Below are 23,714 nucleotides of genomic sequence, written 5' to 3' on the forward strand. Positions count from 1 at the left end.
ATGGTGGTGGGAGAAGGATTCGAACCTTCGAAGTCTGTGACGGCAGATTTACAGTCTGCTCCCTTTGGCCGCTTGGGTATCCCACCAGATTTTGAGTTGCCGTATTCGTTGGCAGCGGCGGCATAATACCAAATGACACGCCGCTGTAAAGTATTAATTTTTAAAAAATGTTTAAATGCTGTTTTTTTATGCTCAATGAATGCTTAAGCAGCAAATATCAATATTACAGGATGATAGTCCGATTTCCGTAAACAAACACTCGCTGGGCTAAAACCCAGAAAAGTGCATGACTGAGCACATTTTTTTCTACATCACGGCCAGCTCGCATCATATCGTCTGCTGTGAAGGTATGATCTATATTAATCACGTTTTGCGTAATAATTGGCCCTTCATCAAGATTATCATTAACAAAGTGAGCTGTAGCGCCAATGATCTTAACTCCCCGTTCATATGCCTGGTGATATGGACGGGCACCAATGAATGCAGGTAAGAAGGAATGGTGGATATTAATTATTTGATTCGGATAACGTTGTACGAATTCAGGGGTAAGAACACGCATATATTTCGCAAGTACAACATAGTCAGGTTGATAAAGGTCTATTTGTGTTGTCATTTTTTCATCATGTTGTTCTCTAGTTAGGCCTTCATGACTAATATGATGAAAAGGGATACCAAATTGTTCGACGAGATTTTTCAACGTGTCATGATTGCCAATAACAGCAGCAATTTCCACATCTAAGCCATCATATGCGCTTTTCATGAGTAGGTCGCCTAAACAATGAGCCTCTTTTGTAACCATCACCACAATACGGCGGCGACCTGAAGAGTTTAATTCACGCTTAGATCCCACTGGTAAGGCGTCATCGAGATCTGCGAGTAAGGTCTCATCATTAAAAATCCCTTCAAGTTCAGTTCTCATAAAGAAGCGGCCAGTACGATGATCAACAAATTCATTATTTTGGACAATATTGAGTTGATGCTTGTAACAAATATTGGTGATTTTTGCGATTAATCCTTTAGCATCTGGGCAGATAGTGCGGAGGATTTTTTTCTGTACATTTTTTTGTTGCATGAAACTGTCTGATCCTTAACTAATACAAAAGCCAATAAATAGGCAAGCGATACATTGTGCATTTCCGTTGTGGTTGGTAAAACATAATTGCTAACGACTATGACAGCATTTTTTAAATTTCTTACCGGAACCACATGGACATAGATCATTTCGACCCGTTTTAGGTGTGATGCCATCGATATAATACCAATGTTTTTCAATGCGAATAAAACGGGAACGTTCATGAATAAGCTGTTTATGATCAGCTTTTTCATCAATAAAGCAAGTTGAAAATTCGACATATCCTTCCTCCTTATTTTTAGCATAAGAAGAACTAATAATACGAAGAGAGATCCATTTTGTTTGTGTGAAACTGTTAAGTAGTTCTTCACGCCACTCTTGGGCATGGCAATCAGGGTGCCACGTTGCAATGAGATAATCAGCGTTTTTTGTGACATAGGCACTGTACCGAGAGCGCATAAGCTGCTCAGGCGTCTGAGGAATAGCTTGATGGGTAAGATATGGGTAACAACATTCATCGAATGGTTGATGGTTACCACAAAAACACGAGTTGTTTAGAGATTGTTCCATTTTTCTCTCTATAAAAATAAGTATAAATTGTAAAAATAACTATACTTTAAAAATGAAAGTAAAATCATTTTGTCATATGAATAATAGTATTGGTAGTAATTATCAGATTATCGCGACAAGCAGGTTAAATATGAAAAATAAAAAGATACTCATTGTTGAAGATGAAAAAATTTTTCGTTCAATGCTAGAAGGGTACTTGGAATCACAAGGTATGCAAGTTCTTGTCGCAGATAATGGGCAAAGTGCACTAGAACAGCTGACCGTTGAGAAACTTAAACCCGATGTGATTTTATGTGACCTTAATATGCCCATAATGAGTGGTGAAGCTTTTATGGAGCAACTTGTTGCGAAGAATATCAATATTCCAGTTATTGTTATATCTGCAACAACTGATTTTACTCAATTTGACCGAATGTTTAGGCTAGGAGCAAAAGATGCTTTACTGAAGCCCATTAAAAACTTAGATGAATTAAAAGTCACCATACACGCGAATCTTTATCCTGAACAGTATGATGTAGAAACCTTAATACATCATGAAGTAGAGCATGTATCGCCGTTGTTAGATTATAATAATTTGGATATCACATCGGTGCTAAAACAACTACAACCTCCAGTTAACCAAAGTATCAATGGGTATCGAGTTAATTATCGCCAATTAAATGAAATTAATAAATTTGGATTGGTTATTGATTTAGCACCTATATCAGATAGCCAAATTGGTTTTTACTGTATTGATATAGAACGTTCCCCACAAGAAGGGGTTATGGCCGCTTTTTTGATTAGAGTGGTATTCAATAATTTATTAAAAAATGCAGTTAGTTTTCCTGATAAAAAGCTACCTAATATTGATAAGGTAATTAATCAAATAAATTATTTGTTAGAGGATTCCGGTTTTACCGGTCAATATCCGATATTGTTAGGCTATTTTAATACGCAAAATAAAGCGATTATTTTAGCGAGTGCAGGGCTTGAAGCTGAGGTTGCAACTGAAAATGCTCAATATAGTCTATCCAGAAGTATTCCATTAGGTACGCTAAAGCATCATCCTTCAAACCACCTAGATATTAGAGGAGCCTTTTGGCAATGTCGAATTTGGAATAACCATCAAAAGATAAAATTGATGTTTAATCCAGAAGTATAAATATCGTTTAAATTTAATCCGTTAAAAGTAATAATTTAGGCTAATTTGTGCGTCGTACTATTTATCCTTGAATTATTCCTGCTATACTTCCCGCCACTTAAAATGTGCCTTCTTTGTTAGTTATTTTTGTATAAGGTACTTAGGAGAATTCTGGACTTATGGCTAATATGACAAATAGAAAAGTACGCAAAGCGGTAATCCCTGTTGCAGGTCTTGGTACGCGTATGTTACCAGCAACTAAAGCTATTCCAAAAGAGATGTTACCGTTAGTTGATAAACCATTAATTCAATATGTTGTTAATGAGTGTATTGCTGCTGGAATAAATGAAATTGTATTGGTAACTCATTCATCAAAAAACTCGATTGAAAACCATTTCGATACAAGCTTTGAGCTTGAAGCTATTTTAGAAGCACGTGTTAAACGTCAATTACTGGACGAGGTTCAATCTATTTGTCCAAGTCACGTGACTATTATGCAAACACGTCAAGGAATAGCGAAAGGGCTAGGACATGCCATTTTATGCGCTAAACCGCTTGTGGGTAATGAGCCTTTTGTTGTTGTTTTACCTGACGTAATTTTGGATCATTATAGTACCGATTTAACGAAATTTAATTTGAGCGAAATGCTAGATCATTTTGAAGAAACGGGTGCAAGTCAGATATTAGTCGAGCCTGTTCCAGAAGATGATGTATCAAATTATGGTATTGTCGATTGCGATGGTGTGATTTTACAACCAGGTGAAAGTAAACCAATCATTAGGATGGTCGAAAAACCAAAGAAAGAGGAAGCACCATCTAATCTTTCTATTGTTGGTCGCTATGTATTATCTGAAAAAATTTGGGATACATTGGCAAAAACTGCTCCTGGTGCAGGCGATGAAATTCAATTAACTGATGCTATTACTATCATGATGGAAAATAATGAGCCAGTAGAAGCATATCACTTGCGTGGCAGAAGTCATGACTGTGGTAATAAATTAGGTTATATGAAAGCTTTCGTTGAATATGGCTTACAGCACGAAACATTGGGTGAAGATTTTTCCCAGTGGATAAAAAATCTATCTACAGAATTGAATGGCTCTAAATAAACTGTTTTTTCTTATGATAGTTAATAAAAGCTAACACTATAAAAGTTAGCTTTTTTTGTATTTCATAGGGCTATTCAATTATTAAACATCAACTAATGTAAATTAATATTTGATCTCACTTACACATTTTAAAATTAAATAAATCATAAGTTTTGAGTAAACGGAAACGTCATTATTCAGTCAAATCCCAAAAATAAATGGATTTAGATTACATAACTTTACTTTAAAATTGGATATAAATCTAAATAACAGGCAGTATTCATTGGGCAAAATGAGCATTAAGAAGCTTAAATACTCATAAAAAGGAACAAATTAAGTGCAGTGAGTAAAAGATATTAAGCGTTCAATGAATGATAATATTGTCAAAAATCATAAAAGTTAAAGTTTGGGTAAAAAAAACACTCTTAAAAAAGAGTGTTTTTGAATAAATTATAGAATCTTAGATCAAGAAATCATCTAAAGATTTACCTTGTTCTTCAACGGCAACTTTGATTACTGCTGGGGTACGACCCTGGCCAGTCCAAGTTTTAGCTTCGCCATTTTCATCAATATATTTATATTTAGCAGGACGTGCTGCACGTTTAGCGCGAGCACTTGTGCTTTTACCTGAATCCATTGTTTGTAGAAGTTCGTTTAGATCTACACCTTGTTCCAGAATCATTTCACGAACTTTTTCCAATTTACGGTTACGTTCTTCTAATTCTGCGCGAACTTGGCTTTCTTCTTCACGACGTTCATCAACAACGACAGTTAATTTTTCTAACATTTCTTCTAAAGATTCTAAAGAAACTTCTCTCGCTTGAGCGCGAAGAGTACGGATGTTATTTAATGCTTTTAAAGATTCGCTCATTTTTCCTGGTCTCAAATTTAATTGTTGGCCTGTGTACAGTAATAATAGAATGCTATTTTATTTTCTGCAATAGCTAAATTACACTATTAGTTTAAAAGTTATCTTTACCGAATGCAATTTTTTTACAAAAGAAATATTAACTTTTCTCTAATATATATATATCACTATTATCAATATCCAAAATAATGAAAAATCAGTTCCAATTAGGCCAAATTTTTTGGATTATAATTGGATAAGTAAGGTAGGAAAACGTCGTCTTATTAGCCATAAGAAGTCAAACTCGGTAACTTAAACGTAAATTTTCTTTTTTTGATACAGTAAATTAGCTATATGTGTGAAAAGATAACAATATATTTTAGTAAATGATAGTTCGTTATTTTAGCTATCCTGAAAGTAAATCTAACAATCACTGTCAGCATAAATTTAGTTTTATTCGTAAAAACGAGGGGGTAAAATCAGTTTTTAACTGTGAACGAATGATGATTGTTAATCTAATGGTATGTTTTATGGTAAAATTATGAGGTTTATTATTCTAGAGGAAAGAGGCTGATGGCCCAGCTATATTTTTACTATTCTGCGATGAATGCAGGAAAATCGACATCATTGTTGCAATCTTCTTATAACTATAATGAAAGAGGGATGCGAACATTGATTTTTACTGCTGAAATTGATAATCGTTTTGCGCAGGGTAAAGTTTCATCTCGAATTGGGTTATCTGCACAAGCGCTACTATTTACGCCCATAACAAATATGGCTGAAATCATTAAAAACGAAAATAGTATACAAAAGGTACATTGCGTCTTGATTGATGAGTGTCAATTCTTAACAAAACAGCAAGTTGAAGAGTTATGCGATATTGTCGATAATGTCGATATTCCCGTTTTATGTTATGGGTTAAGAACAGACTTTTCTGGAGAATTGTTTGCAGGTAGCCAATATTTATTAGCTTGGGCTGACAAATTAGTAGAATTAAAGACAGTATGCTACTGCGGCCGTAAGGCGAATAAAGTATTACGTGTAGGTAGCGATGGTATTCCTATGTATGAAGGCGCACAGGTCGATATAGGCGGTAATGAGAAGTATATATCAGTTTGTCGTAAACATTATACTGAGGCAATCGAACAAGCTAAATTAATGGGGCAAGGTCTCATTCCTAAAGTACCTATTGGTTTTAACTAATTTAGATGTAATGATTCATTATATGTGTAAAAAGAAAGTGAAAATCGTTAATCATTATATAAATGGGAATGTTTTTGGGTGTATTTGTTCTTTATTTCGCTATTAAAGATGCGCCGATATGCTCAGTTTTACTAACAAAGAGTAGTTTTTAACTAAGCATAGTTCTACTAAAGAACGATAGTTTAAGCATTTAAAACGCTGGATATATTATATCTGGCGTTTTAATATTTCAGCGATATATATGCTCGTTAACGGTACGGTTTTTACGTATTTTCTCATCCTAATTAATCTTTACGAGTTAATTTTGTAAAGGTTGATTCTTTAAAATAGTATTATCTAAATTTGTTAACGCCTTTTGATAACTATCTTATCTGCATATCAGCCTATAATCCTATATAGAAATATTTTTTATCATTATCTATTACCGCTTAGTGTAAAATTGCAGCTCTCTACTCAATCTATTAATTAATGATAACGCTGCCTACTTTTGGTTTTAATTTTTTACTTAATATTTCGAAATTCGTCTAGGTTATGAACGTTGAACACATTTTATGCTTATGATTATTTTGAATAAGAACAGCTGATTAAACATTAAGTTATAGATTATATCTAGCAACTAAAATAGGCGATGTAGGCGTACTTTTGGATTAAGATGATGTTCCTATGCTTTGAAGATTTACTTGGGATTATTGAGCTTTGAGGGTCGATTTTCATTCGAATTAAAAATGATTAGGTAAGGTAAAATAAGTAAGGTGTCTGGTTAACCTCCTAGTAGATTATGCAAGAGTCACCAAATGCAGTGAAAAGTGGTTTTTAATCGAATCCGAAGGATCCTTTTTGTTCATTTTTTAGTTTTACAGTGATATTTTTTAATCAGGTAAATACGTCACATCATTATATTGCAGTCATTTAAATTAATTGATGTAGTAAAAACAAGCTGAAAAGACTAACTTTTCACTGCTTCATAGAATGATAGGGCAATTTTTACGTATCAGAAAGAAGGTGAAAGCACTTATTATTAAACACACATCGAATTTAATTGAGGAGAGTATTGGTGCTACAGGTGATGGGGCTAGTTGTGGTTTCTCATCGTATTCATCCAACGAGGATTTACACTGAGAGAGCTAAAAAATAAGGCACTGAAGTTTAACTCAATGCCTTATATATTACTAATTAGTTAAATAATTATTTCTTTGTACTTTTCTTTTCAGCTTTAGGGGCCGCAGGCGTGTTTGTTTGCTCTGTAAACTCACGACCATAATAAGTATCAAGTAACAGCGTTTTTAACTCTGAGATTAACGGGTAACGCGGGTTTGCACCTGTACATTGGTCATCAAACGCATCTTCAGAGAGTTTATCAACTTTAGCTAAGAAGTCTGCTTCAGCAACACCAGCTTCTCGAATTGATTTAGGGATGCCTAAATCAGCTTTAATTTCTTCAAGCCAAGCTAACAGCTTCTCAATTTTAGCACCTGTACGATCATCTGGTTTAGTGAGGCCTAAATGAGTCGCGATTTCAGCATAGCGACGACGAGCTTGTGGGCGGTCATATTGGCTAAATGCTGTTTGTTTAGTTGGATTATCGTTAGAGTTATAACGAATTACATTGCTAATTAACAGCGCGTTTGCCAAGCCATGCGGGATGTGGAATTCAGAGCCTAATTTATGAGCCATTGAGTGACATACACCTAAGAATGCGTTTGCAAATGCGATACCTGCAATTGTTGCTGCATTATGGACACGTTCTCTGGCTACTGGGTTGGTAGCACCTTCATGGTAGCTTGCTGGCAGATAATCTTTTAACAGGCTCAATGCCTGTAAAGCTTGGCCATCAGAATATTCATTCGCAAGAACAGAAACATAGGCTTCCAAAGCATGAGTTACCGCATCAAGACCACCAAAAGCAGTAAGTGATTTAGGCATGTTCATGACGAGGTTTGCATCAACTATTGCCATATTTGGTGTTAATGCATAGTCAGCTAACGGGTACTTTTGACCGGTTTTATCATCAGTTACAACAGCAAATGGTGTAACTTCTGAACCTGTACCTGAAGTTGTGGTGATAGCGACTAATTTTGCTTTCACGCCCATTTTTGGGAAACGGTGAATACGTTTACGAATATCCATAAAGCGCAGAGCTAGCTCTTCAAAATGGGTTTCAGGGTGCTCATACATTACCCACATGATTTTTGCTGCATCCATCGGTGAACCACCACCTAACGCGATAATAACATCAGGTTTGAACGCGTTCATTTGGGCCGCACCTTTACGAACAACAGTCAAAGTAGGGTCAGCTTCAACTTCAAAGAATACATCTGTTTCAATATGGTGTTGTTTAAGAACCTCGACAACTTTTTCTACATAGCCATTATTGAATAAATAGCTATCAGTTACGATAAATGCACGTTTTGCGCCATCAGTTGCAATTTCTTCAAGTGCAATAGGAAGACAACCGCGACGGAAATAAATTGAGTTAGGAAGTTTATGCCATAACATATTTTCAGCTCTTTTCGCCACAGTCTTAGTATTAATTAAGTGTTTTGGTCCAACGTTTTCAGAGATAGAGTTACCACCCCATGAACCACAACCGAGTGTGAGAGAAGGCGCGAGCTTAAAGTTATATAAGTCACCGATTCCGCCTTGTGAGGCAGGCGTATTAATCAAGATACGCGCTGTTTTCATTTTCGCGCCAAAATAGTTAATGCGTGCAGTTTGGTTATCTTGATCAGTATATAAACATGAAGTGTGACCGATACCGCCTAGTTCAACGAGTTGCTCTGCTTTATCTACGGCGTCGTCAAAGTTTTTAGCGCGATACATTGCAAGGACTGGAGAAAGTTTCTCATGAGCAAACGGCTCAGAGTCGTCAATTAGTTTTACTTCGCCAATAAGAATTTTAGTCGTTTCAGGAACACTAACGCCTGCCATTTCCGCAATTTTGTAAGCAGCCTGACCAACAATAGCAGCATTTAGGTTGCCATTTTTCAAAATAATATCTTGAACTGCTTTTAATTCTTTACCTTGTAGAATATAGCCGCCATGGCTAGCAAAACGTTCGCGAACTTGAGTATAAATTTCATCAACCACAATAACAGATTGTTCAGAGGCACAGACTACGCCGTTATCGAATGTTTTAGACATTAATATTGAAGCAACTGCGCGTTTGATATCTGCTGTTTCATCAATAACGACTGGAGTATTACCAGCACCAACTCCAATAGCTGGTTTACCTGAACTATAAGCAGCCTTAACCATACCAGGGCCACCCGTTGCAAGGATCAGGTTAATATCATCGTGATGCATTAATGCATTGGACATTTCAACAGAAGGTGCATCAATCCAGCCAATAATATCTTTAGGAGCTCCTGCTGCAATAGCTGCTTTTAAGACGATTTCAGCGGCTTTATTGGTTGCATCTTTAGCTCGCGGATGTGGGGAAAATATAATCGCATTACGAGTTTTCAAGCTGATCAGCGATTTAAAAATAGCGGTGGATGTTGGGTTAGTTGTTGGAACTATACCGCAAATAATACCAATAGGTTCTGCGATAGTAATAGTACCAAAAGTGAGATCTTCAGAAAGTACACCACAAGTCTTTTCATCTTTATAGGCATTATAGATATATTCAGAAGCAAAGTGATTTTTAATGACTTTATCTTCGATAATACCCATACCGGATTCTTCAACTGCAAGCTTAGCCAGAGGAATTCGAGCATCTGCTGCGGCAAGTGCGGCCGCACGGAAAATTCGGTCAACTTGTTCTTGAGAAAAGTTAGCGAATTCACGCTGAGCTTTTTTGACGCGAGCAACGAGTTCATTGAGTTCGGTAACATTAGTTACTGACATAGGGTTCACTCCTGATAAATGTTAAAATTTTTAAGCCAATGTGCAGTTCATACAAATAAAAATAAAAAATAAGTGTTACAGGACCAAGAAAACAATTATAGATTATAATTATTACTATACGTTGTTAATCAGCTAATTGGCTTAAAAATCTTTTATTAATGTGAAGCTCTAGCTTTCCTAAATACAACTCAACTTTTTTGTTAAGATTAGATTATCATTATTTAAGTTAATTAATGTGATCTATGTCATAAAATCTCAAAGCTGACACCTTTCAGCATGTCAGTTTGCGTATAACAACTTTATTTTGATAGAAAACGATGATGACAAAATTGAGGTTAGCTCAAGGTATTTTCTGGGGTTAATGATACACTTTAGCGGTTTAAAATTTTCTCTAACGGGACTCTTTCTAAAGGTGTTGATGAGTGGGTGCAGGATTACTTGATTTATCAGGCTATATAAAGTTTTTCATTGGCCTTTTTGCGTTAGTAAACCCAGTCGGAATTCTCCCTGTGTTTATTAGTATGACTAATTATCAAAGTAGTGCGGGGCGCAATAAAACAAACACGATAGCGAATACTTCTGTGGCTATTATATTATGTATTTCTCTATTAGTAGGCGATTCAATCCTTCAGTTGTTTGGTATCTCTATCGATTCATTCCGTATTGCTGGAGGGATCTTGATAGTGACTATAGCAATGTCGATGATTAGCGGAAAAATTGGTGAAGATAAACAAAATAAACAAGAAAAATCAGAAACAGCTGTACGTGATAGTATCGGTGTTGTTCCTCTTGCATTGCCTCTTATGGCGGGGCCAGGGGCGATTAGCTCCTGTATTGTTTGGTCATCAAGATGGAACGGCTGGCAAAATTTTTTAGGGCTTGCGCTAACTTGTATTATATTTGCTTTTTGTTGTTGGTTGTTGTTCCGCTCAGCATCATTACTTGTACGTTACCTAGGCCAAACTGGTATTAACGTTGTGACGCGTATTATGGGGCTACTACTTATGTCATTAGGTATCGAGTTTATTGTTACTGGCGTAAAAGCGATATTTCCAGGTCTTCTCTAGTATTTCCTTTCTGTCGATTAATCAATGTGTAATAACTGCCATTACTGGTGGTTATTACACGCATACATGACGTAATCAATAATCACAATATAATCATGTTTTATAAATTAATGTGCTGACATTTTGAACAGCAATTAATTTTCATTATCTATAATATAATTTCGCATTTTTTGTTAAATAAAACACAAAAAGTAAGGAATTGTGAGCTAAGTAGATTTTTACGCTATTTAACTCAAGTAATGTTAATGATATGTTTAAAGTCGATATTGATAAGGAAAACGGTAGATAGCAGGTTAATCTTCTTTTAACTCGAACAAGTGATTGCCTTCCTGAGTTTTATGGTAATCAAGGTACAACGATAGCCATAAATAAGGTTAATAACTTGTAGCTTATTGTGATGGGTAATTTCGAATTAAAAAAAATAATCTAATAAGGATAATGATTCGGATGCATAATAATTATTACAGTTTAGATAATCAAATAGGTTACTGAATTTTTAGTCGCAAAGTTAAGTACTACGGAGGGTAATGATGAAATTTGTCAAAACGGGTTTGTGTGTTCTACCCATTTTTTTAATTGCATTACAGTCTAATGCGGACCCAATATTAACTGATATAAATCAATCTATTACCATTAATAATGGCAGTGAAGTTGTGTCATTAGATCCTCATAAAGTTGAAGGAATACCAGAAAGCAATATTATTCTTAATCTTCTTGAAGGATTAATTTATTCAGATATTGATGGGAAAGTTGCCCCCGGAGTAGCTGAAAGCTGGACTAATGACAAATATACCACATGGATATTTACGTTAAGGGACAATGCTCGTTGGAGTGATGGTACTCCTGTAACAGCGCAAGATTTTGTATACAGTTGGCAACGACTTGCAGATCCTAAAACGGGTTCCCCTTATTCAAGTTATCTCCAAAATGCTTACATGGAAAATGCGCAAGCAATTCTAAAAGGTGAGATGCCAGTAGAATCTTTGGGTGTGAAAGCGCTTGATGATAAACATTTACAAGTGACGTTAACTCATCCCGTTCCGTATTTTATTGATATGCTGAATCATACAGCAATGAAGCCTGTAAATAGACAGGCTATTGAAAAATTTGGAGATAAATGGACTCAACCAAATAATTTCGTCGGTAATGGTGCTTACCTATTGGATAATTGGGTGGTTAACGAGCGAATTGTGCTTAAGCGAAATCCTAATTATTGGGACAATCAAAATAGTAAAATAGACCAAGCAACTTTCTTATCAATCTCTTCAGAGACCAGCGATGTTAACCGCTATCGTAGCGGTGAAATTAATATCAGTAATTCAGCCATCCCACCTATTTTATTCAAAAAAATGCAATCAGAGCGGCCTGATGAATTATATATTCGGCCTTACTTATGTACTTTTTATTATGAAATTAATAATAATAAGCCACCATTTAACGATTCAAGAGTTAGGGAAGCATTAAAACTGGGTTTAGACAGAAAAACAATTACTGACAAAATTATGGCGCAAGGGCAAATTGTTGCTTATGGTTTTACGCCGACGTTTATCAATAATGGTGATTTTTCGCCACCTGAATGGGCTAGTTGGAGTGATGAAAAACGTTATCAACGTGCCAAAGAGCTTCTTGCTGAAGCTGGTTTTACCCCGTCAAACCCACTTAAATTTTCGCTGTTGTACAACACTTCTGACCAAAACAAACAACAAGCAGTTGTTGCCGCATCGATGTGGAAAAAAAATATTGGGGCAGAAGTCAGTTTACAAAATCAAGAATGGAAAACCTCTCTACAGAATCGTCATAGTGGTAATTATGATGTAGCCCGTTCGACGTGGTGCGCTGATTATAATGAACCTTCTGCATTCTTAAATATCATGTTGTCACAAAATAGCAATAACACAGGTTTCTACAATAATTTGCAGTTTGATGCCTTATTAGAAAAAGCGTTGATCGCACCCGATGATGTAACACGTAAACAAATTTATCAACAAGCCGAGCTTCTACTCGATCACGATTCCGCCATTATTCCTGTTTACTACCGAGTTAGTGTTCGGCTCATAAATCCATCAGTCGGTAGTTTTAAAGGCAAAGACCCTCTTGATTATATTGATGTCAAGCGGTTATATATAAAACAATCTAATAAATAATATTTAAACAATTTACCTTGCAAGGAATCTATCTGAAATAGTCCAAGATAAATGTAAGCAACCAATAAAGTTACTGATATAAAGACTAAATTAACCTTGATAAATAAGGCTATTAGGTTTTTTAACGTGACCTGTATAAATAGCAAACAGCAAATTGAGCTATGGAAGATAAATATCAAAACCAACAACACAACAATAAAATATAGTATGGGAGTAAAGCATAAAATGAGTAAATCTATTAATAAAACCATGGTTGCTTTGAGCGTAGCCGCTGGATTGATGACCGCAGGAATGGCAAGTAGCTTTGCTGCTACAGTGCCAGCAGGTGTTGAGCTTGCTGAAAAACAAACCCTCGTACGTAACAATGGCTCAGAACCACAATCCCTTGATCCGCATAAAATTGAAGGTGTTCCAGAATCGTCTTTAGCGAGAGATTTATTTGAAGGATTAACGATTGTAGGACCAAATGGAGAAATTCTACCGGGTTCAGCAGTGAGTTGGGATAATAAAGACTTTAAAGAATGGACATTCAAAATTCGTGAGGGCGCTAAATGGTCAAATGGTGACCCTGTCACTGCTAATGATTTCGTGTATAGCTTTCAACGTTTAGTTGATCCCGATACCGCATCTCCTTATGCAAGTTACCTGCAGTATGCTCATCTTAAAAATGTTGATGAGATTATTGCAGGCAAGAAAAAACCTGAAGAGTTAGGCGTTAAAGCACTAGATGACCATACTTTAGTGCTTGAACTTACTGAAGCAGTGCCTTACATTCCTAAATTATTAATCCACTCCTCGATGTCGCCAGTTAATAAAAAAACGATCGAAAAATTTGGCGCCAAATGGACTCAACCACAAAACTTTGTTGGTAATGGGGCATTTAAATTAAAAGATTGGACAGTGAACGAACGTATTGTTCTTGAACGTAGCCCAACTTATTGGGATAACGAGCACACGGTGATTGATCAAGTCACTTTTTTACCTATCTCATCTGAAGTGACGGATGTGAACCGTTATCGCAGTGGCGAAATTGACATGACTTATAGTAACTTGCCAATTGAGCAATTCAAATCACTACAAAAAAACATGCCAGATGAACTGCGTGTTAGCCCATATCTCTGTATTTATTACTATGAAATTAATAATGAAAAACCACCATTTAATGATCCGCGAGTTAGAGAAGCGTTGAAACTATCAATGGATAGAGACGTCATTACCTACAAAGTGAAAGATCAAGGTGATATTCCGGCTTATGGTTTCACTCCTCCCTTTACGGACGGAATTAAAACGGAAAAACCTGACTGGTACGCTAATATGACGCAAGATCAGCGTAATGAGCGAGCGAAACAGTTGCTTGAAGAAGCGGGTTATAATAAGTCAAATCCACTCAAATTTAATTTGTTGTACAACACATCAGATTTACATAAGCGTATTGCCATTGCCGCTTCATCAATTTGGAAGAAAAACATTGGTGCTGAAGTTAAGCTAGAAAATCAAGAATGGAAAACATTCTTAGATAGTCGACATCAAGGCGCATATGACATTTCTCGTGCGGGTTGGTGTGCTGATTATAACGAGCCATCCTCCTTCCTTAATATGTTACTTTCTTATAGCAGCAATAATACCGTTCACTATAAAAACAAAGATTTCGATGCTGCAATGAAGAAAACATTGCAAGTGAAAACAGATGAAGAACGTGCTGAGCTTTATAACCAAGCGGAAAGGCAATTAGATAAAGATTCTGCTCTGGTTCCTCTTTACTACTATGTAAACACACGTTTAGTTAAGCCATATGTGGGTGGATATACGGGCAAAGATCCGCTCGACAATCTTCATACTAAAGACCTTTATATTATTAAACACTAATAATCCTACTCTATTGAGTTGAATTCAGGCCGTTGGCAAACGTAATAGGTTGGTTGACGGTCCTGAAAGCTTGTAATAATAAAAAATCAATTTATTGATTTTCGGCTGATAATTTAAGGTGATGGAAATCACGATTTTCTCGCCTTGTTAGTAACCGTAATTCGGCTTTATGAAGCTAGAGGTTGTTGAGCTTTGCTGCTTATTTTGACTGTACTCAGTGGTCAGAATAACAGCAATACAATGACGTGACGTATTTAGGTGATTAAAAATCATCACTGAAAACCCAAATTGCAAAGGCAAATTGTTTTTCAGGTTCGATTAAACGTGATTTTTGCTATGTTGAGTGGCTCTTACCTAGTCAACTAGGTGACGAACCATTCGGCTTACTTAAGAAACTTTTAATTCGAATAAAAACTGACCTTCAAAGAATCAATGACCCTTAGGTAATGTCATGATTATTGGTTTGACTAAGCAACTGAAGTAGGAAAGAGCAATGTTAAAATTTATTTTGCGTCGTTTACTCGAAGCGATTCCAACACTTTTTATTCTTATTACCATTTCATTTTTTATGATGCGTTTAGCGCCTGGTAGCCCATTTACTGGGGAGCGTAAGTTACCACCTGAAGTCATGGCGAATATTGAAGCGAAATATCACTTAAATGACCCGATGTATCAGCAATATTTTAGCTACTTGGTACAGTTGTCTAAAGGGGACTTTGGACCGTCATTTAAATATAAAGACTACAGTGTTAATGAGTTAGTTGAAAAAGCATTTCCTGTTTCTGCAAAACTAGGCGCAACAGCGTTTATTGTTGCCGTTTTCTTTGGTGTCTCCGCTGGGGTAATTGCGGCCCTTAACCAAAACACTAAATGGGATTTTACAGTCATGGGATTCGCCATGACGGGGGTTGTTATCCCAAGCTTTGTTGTTGCTCCACTGTTGGTACTTATTTTTGCCATTCAATTGAAATGGCTGCCCGGTGGAGGTTGGGATGGGGGTAATCTTACACATATGATCTTACCGATGGTCGCATTATCTCTTGCATATATTGCCAGTATTTCGCGTATCACTCGTGGTTCAATGATTGAAATTATGCACTCTAATTTTATTCGTACTGCAAGAGCTAAAGGTTTGCCATTGCGTACTATTATTTTTCGCCACGCCTTAAAACCTGCATTACTTCCAGTCCTTTCATATATGGGACCCGCCTTTGTTGGAATTATTACCGGCTCAATGGTTGTTGAAACTATCTTTGGTTTACCAGGAATTGGCCAATTATTTGTTAATGGTGCTCTTAATCGTGATTATTCATTGGTACTTAGCTTGACCATTTTAGTTGGAGTATTAACCATTGCCTTCAATGCGATTGTCGATGTGTTATATGCCGTTATTGATCCTAAAATTCGCTATTAATCCGGAGGGTGCACTATGTTATTGAATCAAAAGAATAGTGAAGCTCTGGAAAAACTTTCTGAGCAATTAGATATTGAAGGGCGTAGCTTATGGCAAGATGCTCGTCGTCGTTTTATGCATAACCGAGCCGCTATTTTCAGTCTATGTGTCCTATGCCTTATTACACTATTTGTTATCTTTGCACCGATGTTATCGCCATTTTTATATGATGATACCGATTGGGAGATGATGTCTATGGCGCCTGATATGGCAAGCGGCCATTATTTCGGTACTGATGCTTCGGGGCGTGATTTACTGGTGAGGGTCGCAATTGGTGGTCGTATTTCTTTGATGGTGGGGGTTGCAGCGGCTTTGGTTGCTGTGATTGTTGGTACACTATATGGTTCTTTAGCTGGCTATGTAGGTGGAAAAATTGACTCCATCATGATGCGCTTATTGGAGATATTGAACTCATTTCCTTTCATGTTTTTTGTGATCTTATTAGTAACTCTTTTTGGTACTAATATTTTATTGATTTTTGTGGCGATCGGCATGGTTTCTTGGCTTGATATGGCACGTATTGTTCGTGGGCAAACATTGGGGCTTAAGCGAAAAGAGTTTATAGAGGCGGCATTAGTTTCCGGTGTCAGTACACGTAATATTATTTTGCGTCATATTGTACCTAACGTATTGGGTGTCGTTGTGGTTTATGCTTCTTTGTTAGTACCAAGCATGATCTTATTTGAATCCTTTTTAAGCTTTTTAGGGTTAGGTACACAAGAGCCACTAAGTAGCTGGGGAGCCTTATTAAGTGATGGTGCAAATTCGATGGAAGTTACCCCGTGGTTATTATTGATCCCAGCAGGCTTTCTTGTTGTGACGCTTTTTTGTTTTAACTTTATCGGCGATGGTTTGCGTGATGCCCTCGACCCGAAAGATCGCTAGAGGAAACTATTATGTCAGAAACGAAATCATCAACTCCTCTATTAAGCGTAAAAAATTTAGATGTTAACTTTTCTACGCCTGATGGCGATGTAACGGCAGTTAATAAGCTAAATTTTGAATTACATTCAGGAGAAACTCTAGGTATTGTGGGTGAATCTGGTTCAGGCAAATCACAAACTGCATTTGCTCTAATGGGCCTCTTAGCCCGTAATGGCAAAATTGGCGGTTCAGCCATTTTTAATGGACGTGAAATTTTAAACTTAAAAGAGAAAGCGTTAAATAAAATGAGGGCGGAAGAAATTTCTATTATCTTTCAAGATCCAATGACCTCGCTTAACCCTTATTTAAAGATTGGCATTCAATTATCTGAAGTATTAATGCTGCACAAAGGTATGGGAAAGCAACAAGCATTTGAGGAGTCAGTTCGTATGCTCGATGCGGTTAAAATGCCTGAGTCACGTAATCGAATGAACATGTATCCCCATGAATTTTCCGGTGGGATGCGCCAACGTGTCATGATAGCGATGGCATTATTATGTCAGCCTAAGTTACTTATTGCTGATGAACCTACCACTGCGCTGGACGTGACGGTACAAGCGCAAATCATGACACTACTGAATGAACTGAAAAAAGAATTTAACACGGCTATCATTTTAATCACTCATGACTTAGGTGTCGTTGCGGGTGTTTGCGATAAAGTATTAGTCATGTATGCAGGGAGAACCATGGAATATGGTACTGCCCGTGATATTTTTTATCATCCCTCACACCCATATTCATTAGGTTTACTCGCTGCGGTACCTAGATTAGATGGTGATAATGAAAGTCTAATGACCATACCGGGAAATCCACCTAATCTATTACGATTACCGAAAGGTTGCCCGTTCTCACCGCGCTGCCAATATGCTAATCAACAATGTGTTGAACAAGAGCCAGCATTGACTGCATTTTCAACTAATCGTTTACGAGCCTGCTTTAAACCAGTGGAGGAATTGGTATGAGCCAACAAGAAAATAGGCCAATTCTGCTCGAAGTGAATGATTTAAAAGTTCATTTTTCGATTAGAGATAAAAAACAGTGGTTTTGGCAACCCGACAAAAGTTTAAAAGCGGTCGATGGGGTAACATTACGGCTTTATGAAGGTGAAACTCTGGGAGTCGTCGGTGAGTCTGGCTGCGGAAAATCAACCTTTGCCCGCGCTATTATTGGCTTAGTGAAATCAACGGGGGGAACAGTTAGCTGGTTAGGGCGCGATCTTTTAGGATTAAATGATAAGCAGTGGCGTGAAATACGTAGCGATATTCAAATGATCTTCCAAGACCCTTTGGCATCGCTCAATCCGAGAATGACTATCGGTGATATTATTGCTGAGCCATTAAAAACCTATAACCCGAAAATGCCTCAATCAGAAGTGACAGACAAAGTCCGTAAAATAATGAAACGGGTTGGGTTATTACCAAACTTGGTAAATCGGTATCCACATGAATTTTCTGGAGGGCAATGTCAGCGTATTGGAATTGCAAGAGCATTAATTCTAGAGCCTAAATTAGTCATTTGTGATGAACCTGTTTCAGCATTGGATGTATCAATTCAAGCTCAGGTTGTTAACTTATTGCAAGAGCTACAACGAGAAATGGGATTATCACTGATCTTTATTGCCCATGACTTGGCGGTGGTGAAACATATTTCAGACCGTGTATTAGTGATGTATTTGGGGCATGCTGTTGAATTGGGCACTTATGATGAGGTATATAACAATCCAATTCACCCTTACACTAAAGCCTTAATGTCAGCAGTCCCTGTACCTGATCCTGACAAAGAGAAAAGTAAATCGATTCAATTATTGGAAGGTGAATTACCTTCGCCAATAAATCCGCCATCAGGATGTGTATTTAGAACTCGTTGTCCATTAGCAGATGAAGGTTGCGCTAAAACTAAACCGCTATTGGAAGGGAGTTTCAAACATGCAGTATCTTGTTTAAAAGCGGATCCACTCTAAATATGAACATAAAGCGGGCGAAACTATTTCGCCCGCTTTATTAGTAACTTTAAGCACCGTTAGCAGCTATGGAAATTGAATTAACGTTTCCACAATATATGATTAAAAGGCTGTGTTGGATCACGGCTAATCAATATTCTTGCAAAAATATCATTTATTTCATCTTCTTCAGATTGTGCTAAGCCAATAATAACTTCACTAAAATTGTTTAAATTGAACTCTGGCTGGATAACACTGTGCCAATGGGATGTTAACGGTATAATCTCAGCGGCACCGGATTCTTCAAATTGCAGAGCAAAAAGAACCTGATCAGCCGGCTCTAAATTGTCCATCGCATTTTCTAGGAAAAGGTCATAGGCTATTTCAATGATTTCATCTTCATCGATAAGTGCGGTAAATTGTGGCTTAGTCATGACAGTTCCTAAAGTTTTCAAAATTACAGTAATGGGCTAAAAAAGTAGCAAAGGCGTTCAATAACTCGATTCCAGAATGGTCGTTGTTCCCACTCCTCGAGTTCAAGGCGGGTAGAACGAGCGATATAATCATACTGCACAATTGTCAGATCACTACCAAAGTTTTTATCATCAATGACAACCGTGATTTCAAAGTTCAACCATAAACTACGCATATCTAAATTGACTGAGCCAACAAGGCTTAATTCACCATCAACTAAGACACTTTTGGTATGCAATAAGCCATCTTCAAACTGATAAATTTTAACGCCTGCTTCAAGTAATTCAGTATAAAACGAACGACTTGCCCAGCGAACCAGAAAAGAGTTATTGAGCCTTGGCATAACAATACTTACATCAACACCACGCATAGCGGCGGTACAGATGGCATGTAGCAAATCATCACTTGGGACAAAATAAGGTGTTGTCATGATCAATTGCTTGCGCGCAGAGAAAATTGCCGTCATTAATGACTGTTGAATCAACTCATCAGGGAAACCAGGACCTGAGGCAATGACTTGGGTTGTGTGCCCGTTTGCTTGCTCAAATGGCATTATATTAGTGTCAGGTGGTGGCGGCAGAATACGTTGCCCGGTTTCCATCTCCCAGTCAAATGCATAAACAATACCTAATGTAGTACTAACTGGGCCTTCCATACGAACTAAGATGTCTACCCATTCACCAAACCCAGCATCCTGTTTAAAGTAGCGAGGATCGACCATATTCATACTGCCAGTGTAGGAAATATAATTATCGATGATGACCATCTTACGATGTTGGCGTAAATCCATTCGACGTAAGAAAAAACGCATGAGGTTAACTTTCAATGATTCAACAAATTCGATCCCAGCGGCTCGCATTTTTTTGGGATAATCACTGCGAAAGAAATGCCAGCTACCAGCAGAATCGACCATGATACGGCATTTAACACCCCGTTTAGCGGCATTGAGTAACGCTTCAGTAACGCCATCAACTAAACCACCTGTTTGCCAGATATAAAATACCATCTCAATTGAATGCTGCGCATTATTGATATCATTAACAATAGATTTAAGTGACTCTTCACATGTGGTCATTAGCTGTATACGGTTACCTTTAACCCCCGCAATACCTTGACGTTTTTCACAAAGTTGGAACAGTGGCTCAGCAACACGACTATGCTCTTTGGTAAAGATGTGTTTTGAATGGCGTAAATTTTCGAGCCAAGTAGCCACAGAAGGCCACATTTGTTGAGCCTTATCAACACGTCGTTTGCCCAGATGAAGCTCACCAAAGGCGATATAGGCGATAATTCCGACTAATGGCAGGATATAAATGATTAGTAACCATGTCATGGCAGAGGTAACAGGTCTACGTTTGACCAGAATTCGAACGGTAACTCCCGCAATCACTAGCCAGTACAAGAAAAAAAATAACCAGCTCAATAATGTATAAACTGTTGCCATATGGATTACATACCTCATAAACATGGGGGCGTAAAAGTGGTCAAAAAATGAAATAGACCCGACTAAATAAAACTCGAGACTAAACTTAATTGAATTTAGCCAAGTTTCATATCAAAAACTTTGTTAGATGTTATAGATTAATCACGAAAAAACAATTCATTATATTGATAGTTTTATTTTGAAATTACTTTAGTTGTCATTCTAATAATTAAACTAATTGAAAGGTAATTCTTGGCTCAGACAAGTAAAGGTTTATAATATTCAGCCAATTTCATTACTCAAGAAAGAAAAGGGATAAGAATGAGACGTAGTAGGCATGAAGTTGGTCGCTGGCGTATGTTAAGACAATCACTGCGTCGCCGTCGCCGTTGGCTTGAAGGGCATTCAAGACGCAATATGCGTATCTACTCAATAAGAAAATTTGATATCTACAAATGCCGTCGTTCACTGTTATTTACTCAATGGAATGACTGGGGAAATTGAGGATAAATTTCACAATTTTCACATTGAAGGACAAACGTTATTGAATATGATTGCTATTTGCATTTAAACTAGTGATCATATTCTTTAGGTTTATCGTCGTAGGGTAGAAAATTCATATGCGTTGGATTCGTTGGCCTCTTATTATTATTCTTTCATTGTCTATTCATGCAGGTCTTGCTATGGCATGGATTTTTAATCAACCGAAAATGACACCCGTTGCGGAGCCTATGACGGTTGCAATGATAGCATTTGAATCGGAGCAGCCTGCAACAGAGCCTGTTACGGCTCAGTCCGAGCCTGCTCCACAACCAGAGCCGGAACCAGAGCCGGAACCGATTGTCGAGCCAGAACCTGTTGTTGAGCCTGTAATTGCTTTGCCTGAAAAGAAACCTGAAGTAAAGAAAAAGCCAACGCCTAAAAAAGAAGAAAAACGTGAAATCAAAAAAGATGCTAAGCCTGTTGAGAAAAAATTAGCGAAAAATGATAGTGATTTGAAACCGTTATCTGATTTAAATGCGGCACCTGCAAAATCGAATACTAATGTTACAGCTAAAAATAATGGTGCTACTAGTAGTGAGTCAACTAGCAAGCGCGGGCCTCAAGCAATTCGTAAGCAAGCGCCTTCTTATCCGGAACGTGCAAGGCGTTTAGGCAAAGACGGCTATGTTAAGGTGCGTTATGACATTGATGAAGATGGCCGAGTGACAAATATTGAATTTGTTGAAGCATCCCCAAAAGGTTTGTTTGAACGTGATGTCAAACGCGCAATGAATCGATGGACGTTCGAAAAATTGCCTGCAAAAGGCTATGTAACAGAAATCTATTTTAAAATTGATGGCACTGTGAGCCAAGTTTAAATCACCATCTTTTTATTCATATTGAAAATAATATCCCCTCATAATGAATCAAAAAATTATGAGGGGATATTTATGTTAGAAAATAATCTTAAGGTGAAAGCTATTCAGAGCTCTCTAATTTGAATTGCTGTTTTTCTTTAGGCAATTCTCGTGGTGTATTGTCATCATTGACAGCAACATAGGTAAAAACAGCATCAGTTGCTTGATAACGCTGACCAACTGGCTCTGTTGCAACTTTTTTAACCCAGACCTCAATGTTAATGGTGATAGAGCTTTTACCTGTCTTTAAACAACGTGCATAGCAGCAGACGACATCACCAACAGCAACGGGTTTTTGAAACTTAATACCATTCACAGCAATGGTCACAACACGACCAAGAGCAATTTCTTTCGCTAAAATGGCACCGCCAATATCCATTTGAGACATTAACCAACCGCCAAAAATATCACCATTTGCATTAGTATCAGCAGGCATTGCTAATGTACGTAAAACTAATTCGCCGTTTGGTAATTGCATATCAAACTCTTTATTAAAATATAGAAATGTTCAACTAACGTTAATCATAAACTATAACCCCAGTTTTAGTCACGATGAATCATGAGCCAACTTTAGTTATCAGTTTTCCTAGAGGCTGTTGATCTTTGAAGGTCAATCTTTATTTGAATTAAACATCCTTACCTAAGGTAAAAAGTAAGGCAAGAACGACTCAATACGGCAAAAAATCATGTTTAATCGAATAAGAAGGGCATTTTTGATTTTTAGCTTGAAGTTGCTGTGATGTTTTTTAATCACCTAAATACTTAACATCATTATATTACTGCCATTTCAATCAGTTAATGCAATAAAAACAAATAACAAAGACCAACAGTCACTAGCGCTTTATTGCTTTACTTTTTAGCTATAATTTGAATTATTTAGGGCATATCAAGGCTATAAAAACGCAAAGAAATGGCAAGAAGTGTTTTTTATATTTAATAATTAATTTTATTTGTCTACAATAAAAACGTGTTTTGTGTTTTTTTGTTGTGAATTCAGGAGGGACGATATGAGATTAATATTGGCAATTCTACTACCTTGGTTGCAATTTTTTACTATCGGCCGCCCATTTGCTGGGATTATCTGCCTTATTTTACAAGTTACCTTGATTGGGTGGATCCCCGCGGCGATTTGGTCTGTATATGCGCTATCTCAATACAATACAGATAAGAAGATCGAACAAGCATTTGGCAAACGATATTAAACAAAATAAAAAAACCTGCATTTTGAAATGGTTCCATAATATTGGATATTTCAACTTGCAGGTTCTTTATTGACTA

At 37.1% G+C, this 23,714-nt stretch carries 20 protein-coding genes and 1 tRNA gene; 13 read left to right on the forward strand and 8 right to left on the reverse strand.

Annotated features, from left to right (window positions below; translation table 11 throughout):
- Position 1: 1 nt before the first annotated feature.
- From OOA_RS04880 to OOA_RS04890, 3 genes are all read right to left on the reverse strand, one after another.
- Positions 2-86: transfer RNA gene (locus OOA_RS04880), tRNA-Tyr, on the reverse strand.
- Between the two features lie 137 nt (positions 87-223).
- The gene (purU, locus tag OOA_RS04885) at positions 224-1,072 is read right to left on the reverse strand and encodes a formyltetrahydrofolate deformylase (protein WP_008911019.1); all 849 of its coding nucleotides are present in this window, start codon (positions 1,070-1,072) and stop codon (positions 224-226) included.
- 90 nt (positions 1,073-1,162) lie between these two features.
- Positions 1,163-1,642 carry a YchJ family protein gene (locus tag OOA_RS04890; RefSeq protein WP_008911020.1) on the reverse strand — a complete coding sequence of 160 codons (480 nt, stop codon included), beginning with the start codon at positions 1,640-1,642 and terminating at the stop codon, positions 1,163-1,165.
- A 130-nt stretch (positions 1,643-1,772) separates the two neighbouring features.
- On the opposite strand from OOA_RS04890, the gene rssB reads away from it, so the two are divergent.
- On the forward strand, positions 1,773-2,783 hold the full coding sequence (gene rssB / locus OOA_RS04895) for a two-component system response regulator RssB (RefSeq protein WP_008911021.1): 1,011 nt from the start codon (positions 1,773-1,775) through the stop codon (positions 2,781-2,783).
- Between the two features lie 167 nt (positions 2,784-2,950).
- Positions 2,951-3,871, forward strand: a complete 921-nt coding sequence (gene galU, locus OOA_RS04900) for a UTP--glucose-1-phosphate uridylyltransferase GalU (protein WP_008911022.1) — start codon at positions 2,951-2,953, stop codon at positions 3,869-3,871.
- Positions 3,872-4,310: 439 nt separating this feature from the next.
- Here galU and hns read toward each other — a convergent pair whose 3' ends face one another.
- Positions 4,311-4,721, reverse strand: a complete 411-nt coding sequence (gene hns / locus OOA_RS04905; RefSeq protein ID WP_008911023.1) for a histone-like nucleoid-structuring protein H-NS — start codon at positions 4,719-4,721, stop codon at positions 4,311-4,313.
- A 549-nt stretch (positions 4,722-5,270) separates the two neighbouring features.
- On the opposite strand from hns, the gene OOA_RS04910 reads away from it, so the two are divergent.
- Positions 5,271-5,900, forward strand: coding sequence for a thymidine kinase (locus OOA_RS04910; protein ID WP_008911024.1), 630 nt, complete (start codon positions 5,271-5,273; stop codon positions 5,898-5,900).
- Positions 5,901-7,085: 1,185 nt separating this feature from the next.
- Here OOA_RS04910 and adhE read toward each other — a convergent pair.
- Positions 7,086-9,746, reverse strand: a complete 2,661-nt coding sequence (adhE, locus tag OOA_RS04915; protein WP_008911025.1) for a bifunctional acetaldehyde-CoA/alcohol dehydrogenase — start codon at positions 9,744-9,746, stop codon at positions 7,086-7,088.
- 422 nt (positions 9,747-10,168) lie between these two features.
- On the opposite strand from adhE, the gene OOA_RS04920 reads away from it, so the two are divergent.
- From OOA_RS04920 to oppF, 7 genes are all read left to right on the forward strand, one after another.
- A complete protein-coding gene (locus OOA_RS04920) occupies positions 10,169-10,813 on the forward strand; it encodes a YchE family NAAT transporter (RefSeq protein WP_008911026.1) in 645 nt (214 codons plus the stop codon).
- Between the two features lie 530 nt (positions 10,814-11,343).
- On the forward strand, positions 11,344-12,957 hold the full coding sequence (locus OOA_RS04925) for an ABC transporter substrate-binding protein (RefSeq protein WP_008911027.1): 1,614 nt from the start codon (positions 11,344-11,346) through the stop codon (positions 12,955-12,957).
- Positions 12,958-13,182: 225 nt separating this feature from the next.
- Positions 13,183-14,823, forward strand: a complete 1,641-nt coding sequence (gene oppA, locus OOA_RS04930; protein ID WP_008911028.1) for an oligopeptide ABC transporter substrate-binding protein OppA — start codon at positions 13,183-13,185, stop codon at positions 14,821-14,823.
- 493 nt (positions 14,824-15,316) lie between these two features.
- A complete protein-coding gene (gene oppB / locus OOA_RS04935; RefSeq protein WP_008911029.1) occupies positions 15,317-16,237 on the forward strand; it encodes an oligopeptide ABC transporter permease OppB in 921 nt (306 codons plus the stop codon).
- Positions 16,238-16,252: 15 nt separating this feature from the next.
- Entirely contained in the window at positions 16,253-17,161 is a 909-nt protein-coding gene (gene oppC, locus OOA_RS04940; RefSeq protein WP_008911030.1) for an oligopeptide ABC transporter permease OppC, read from the forward strand.
- A gap of 11 nt (positions 17,162-17,172) precedes the next feature.
- Positions 17,173-18,162, forward strand: coding sequence for an ABC transporter ATP-binding protein (oppD, locus tag OOA_RS04945; protein ID WP_008911031.1), 990 nt, complete (start codon positions 17,173-17,175; stop codon positions 18,160-18,162).
- Positions 18,159-19,160, forward strand: a complete 1,002-nt coding sequence (oppF, locus tag OOA_RS04950; protein WP_008911032.1) for a murein tripeptide/oligopeptide ABC transporter ATP binding protein OppF — start codon at positions 18,159-18,161, stop codon at positions 19,158-19,160. Before oppD ends, oppF begins: the two co-directional genes overlap by 4 nt.
- A gap of 80 nt (positions 19,161-19,240) precedes the next feature.
- Here oppF and OOA_RS04955 read toward each other — a convergent pair whose 3' ends face one another.
- Together OOA_RS04955 and cls are read right to left on the reverse strand one after the other, a co-directional pair.
- Positions 19,241-19,573: an HI1450 family dsDNA-mimic protein gene (locus tag OOA_RS04955; RefSeq protein ID WP_008911033.1), complete on the reverse strand. Its 333-nt coding sequence runs from the start codon at positions 19,571-19,573 to the stop codon at positions 19,241-19,243.
- Between the two features lie 23 nt (positions 19,574-19,596).
- Positions 19,597-21,057: a cardiolipin synthase gene (gene cls, locus OOA_RS04960; protein ID WP_008911034.1), complete on the reverse strand. Its 1,461-nt coding sequence runs from the start codon at positions 21,055-21,057 to the stop codon at positions 19,597-19,599.
- Positions 21,058-21,357: 300 nt separating this feature from the next.
- Here cls and OOA_RS04965 point away from each other — a divergent pair, with 300 nt between their 5' ends.
- Together OOA_RS04965 and OOA_RS04970 are read left to right on the forward strand one after the other, a co-directional pair.
- Complete coding sequence (locus OOA_RS04965) at positions 21,358-21,540, forward strand: YciY family protein (protein WP_008911035.1); 183 nt, start codon at positions 21,358-21,360, stop codon at positions 21,538-21,540.
- 116 nt (positions 21,541-21,656) lie between these two features.
- On the forward strand, positions 21,657-22,397 hold the full coding sequence (locus OOA_RS04970; RefSeq protein WP_008911036.1) for a TonB family protein: 741 nt from the start codon (positions 21,657-21,659) through the stop codon (positions 22,395-22,397).
- 100 nt (positions 22,398-22,497) lie between these two features.
- On the opposite strand, the gene yciA is transcribed toward OOA_RS04970, so the two are convergent.
- Positions 22,498-22,914 (reverse strand): acyl-CoA thioester hydrolase YciA, encoded by a 417-nt coding sequence (gene yciA, locus OOA_RS04975; protein WP_008911037.1) that lies wholly within the window; start codon positions 22,912-22,914, stop codon positions 22,498-22,500.
- A gap of 529 nt (positions 22,915-23,443) precedes the next feature.
- On the opposite strand from yciA, the gene OOA_RS04980 reads away from it, so the two are divergent.
- On the forward strand, positions 23,444-23,638 hold the full coding sequence (locus OOA_RS04980) for a YqaE/Pmp3 family membrane protein (protein WP_008911038.1): 195 nt from the start codon (positions 23,444-23,446) through the stop codon (positions 23,636-23,638).
- The last annotated feature ends 76 nt before the right edge of the window (positions 23,639-23,714 follow it).

This window comes from Providencia burhodogranariea DSM 19968, assembly GCF_000314855.2.
Taxonomy (GTDB): domain Bacteria; phylum Pseudomonadota; class Gammaproteobacteria; order Enterobacterales; family Enterobacteriaceae; genus Providencia; species Providencia burhodogranariea.

Excerpts from the sequence above, each read along its gene's own strand:
- purU (WP_008911019.1), bottom strand. The coding sequence starts at position 1,072 with ATGCAACAAAAAAATGTACAGAAAAAAATCCTCCGCACTATCTGCCCA.
- OOA_RS04890 (WP_008911020.1), bottom strand. The coding sequence starts at position 1,642 with ATGGAACAATCTCTAAACAACTCGTGTTTTTGTGGTAACCATCAACCA.
- rssB (WP_008911021.1), top strand. The coding sequence starts at position 1,773 with ATGAAAAATAAAAAGATACTCATTGTTGAAGATGAAAAAATTTTTCGT.
- galU (WP_008911022.1), top strand. The coding sequence starts at position 2,951 with ATGACAAATAGAAAAGTACGCAAAGCGGTAATCCCTGTTGCAGGTCTT.
- hns (WP_008911023.1), bottom strand. The coding sequence starts at position 4,721 with ATGAGCGAATCTTTAAAAGCATTAAATAACATCCGTACTCTTCGCGCT.
- OOA_RS04910 (WP_008911024.1), top strand. The coding sequence starts at position 5,271 with ATGGCCCAGCTATATTTTTACTATTCTGCGATGAATGCAGGAAAATCG.
- adhE (WP_008911025.1), bottom strand. The coding sequence starts at position 9,746 with ATGTCAGTAACTAATGTTACCGAACTCAATGAACTCGTTGCTCGCGTC.
- OOA_RS04925 (WP_008911027.1), top strand. The coding sequence starts at position 11,344 with ATGAAATTTGTCAAAACGGGTTTGTGTGTTCTACCCATTTTTTTAATT.
- oppA (WP_008911028.1), top strand. The coding sequence starts at position 13,183 with ATGAGTAAATCTATTAATAAAACCATGGTTGCTTTGAGCGTAGCCGCT.
- oppB (WP_008911029.1), top strand. The coding sequence starts at position 15,317 with ATGTTAAAATTTATTTTGCGTCGTTTACTCGAAGCGATTCCAACACTT.
- oppC (WP_008911030.1), top strand. The coding sequence starts at position 16,253 with ATGTTATTGAATCAAAAGAATAGTGAAGCTCTGGAAAAACTTTCTGAG.
- oppD (WP_008911031.1), top strand. The coding sequence starts at position 17,173 with ATGTCAGAAACGAAATCATCAACTCCTCTATTAAGCGTAAAAAATTTA.
- oppF (WP_008911032.1), top strand. The coding sequence starts at position 18,159 with ATGAGCCAACAAGAAAATAGGCCAATTCTGCTCGAAGTGAATGATTTA.
- OOA_RS04955 (WP_008911033.1), bottom strand. The coding sequence starts at position 19,573 with ATGACTAAGCCACAATTTACCGCACTTATCGATGAAGATGAAATCATT.
- cls (WP_008911034.1), bottom strand. The coding sequence starts at position 21,057 with ATGGCAACAGTTTATACATTATTGAGCTGGTTATTTTTTTTCTTGTAC.
- OOA_RS04965 (WP_008911035.1), top strand. The coding sequence starts at position 21,358 with ATGAGACGTAGTAGGCATGAAGTTGGTCGCTGGCGTATGTTAAGACAA.
- OOA_RS04970 (WP_008911036.1), top strand. The coding sequence starts at position 21,657 with ATGCGTTGGATTCGTTGGCCTCTTATTATTATTCTTTCATTGTCTATT.
- yciA (WP_008911037.1), bottom strand. The coding sequence starts at position 22,914 with ATGCAATTACCAAACGGCGAATTAGTTTTACGTACATTAGCAATGCCT.
- OOA_RS04980 (WP_008911038.1), top strand. The coding sequence starts at position 23,444 with ATGAGATTAATATTGGCAATTCTACTACCTTGGTTGCAATTTTTTACT.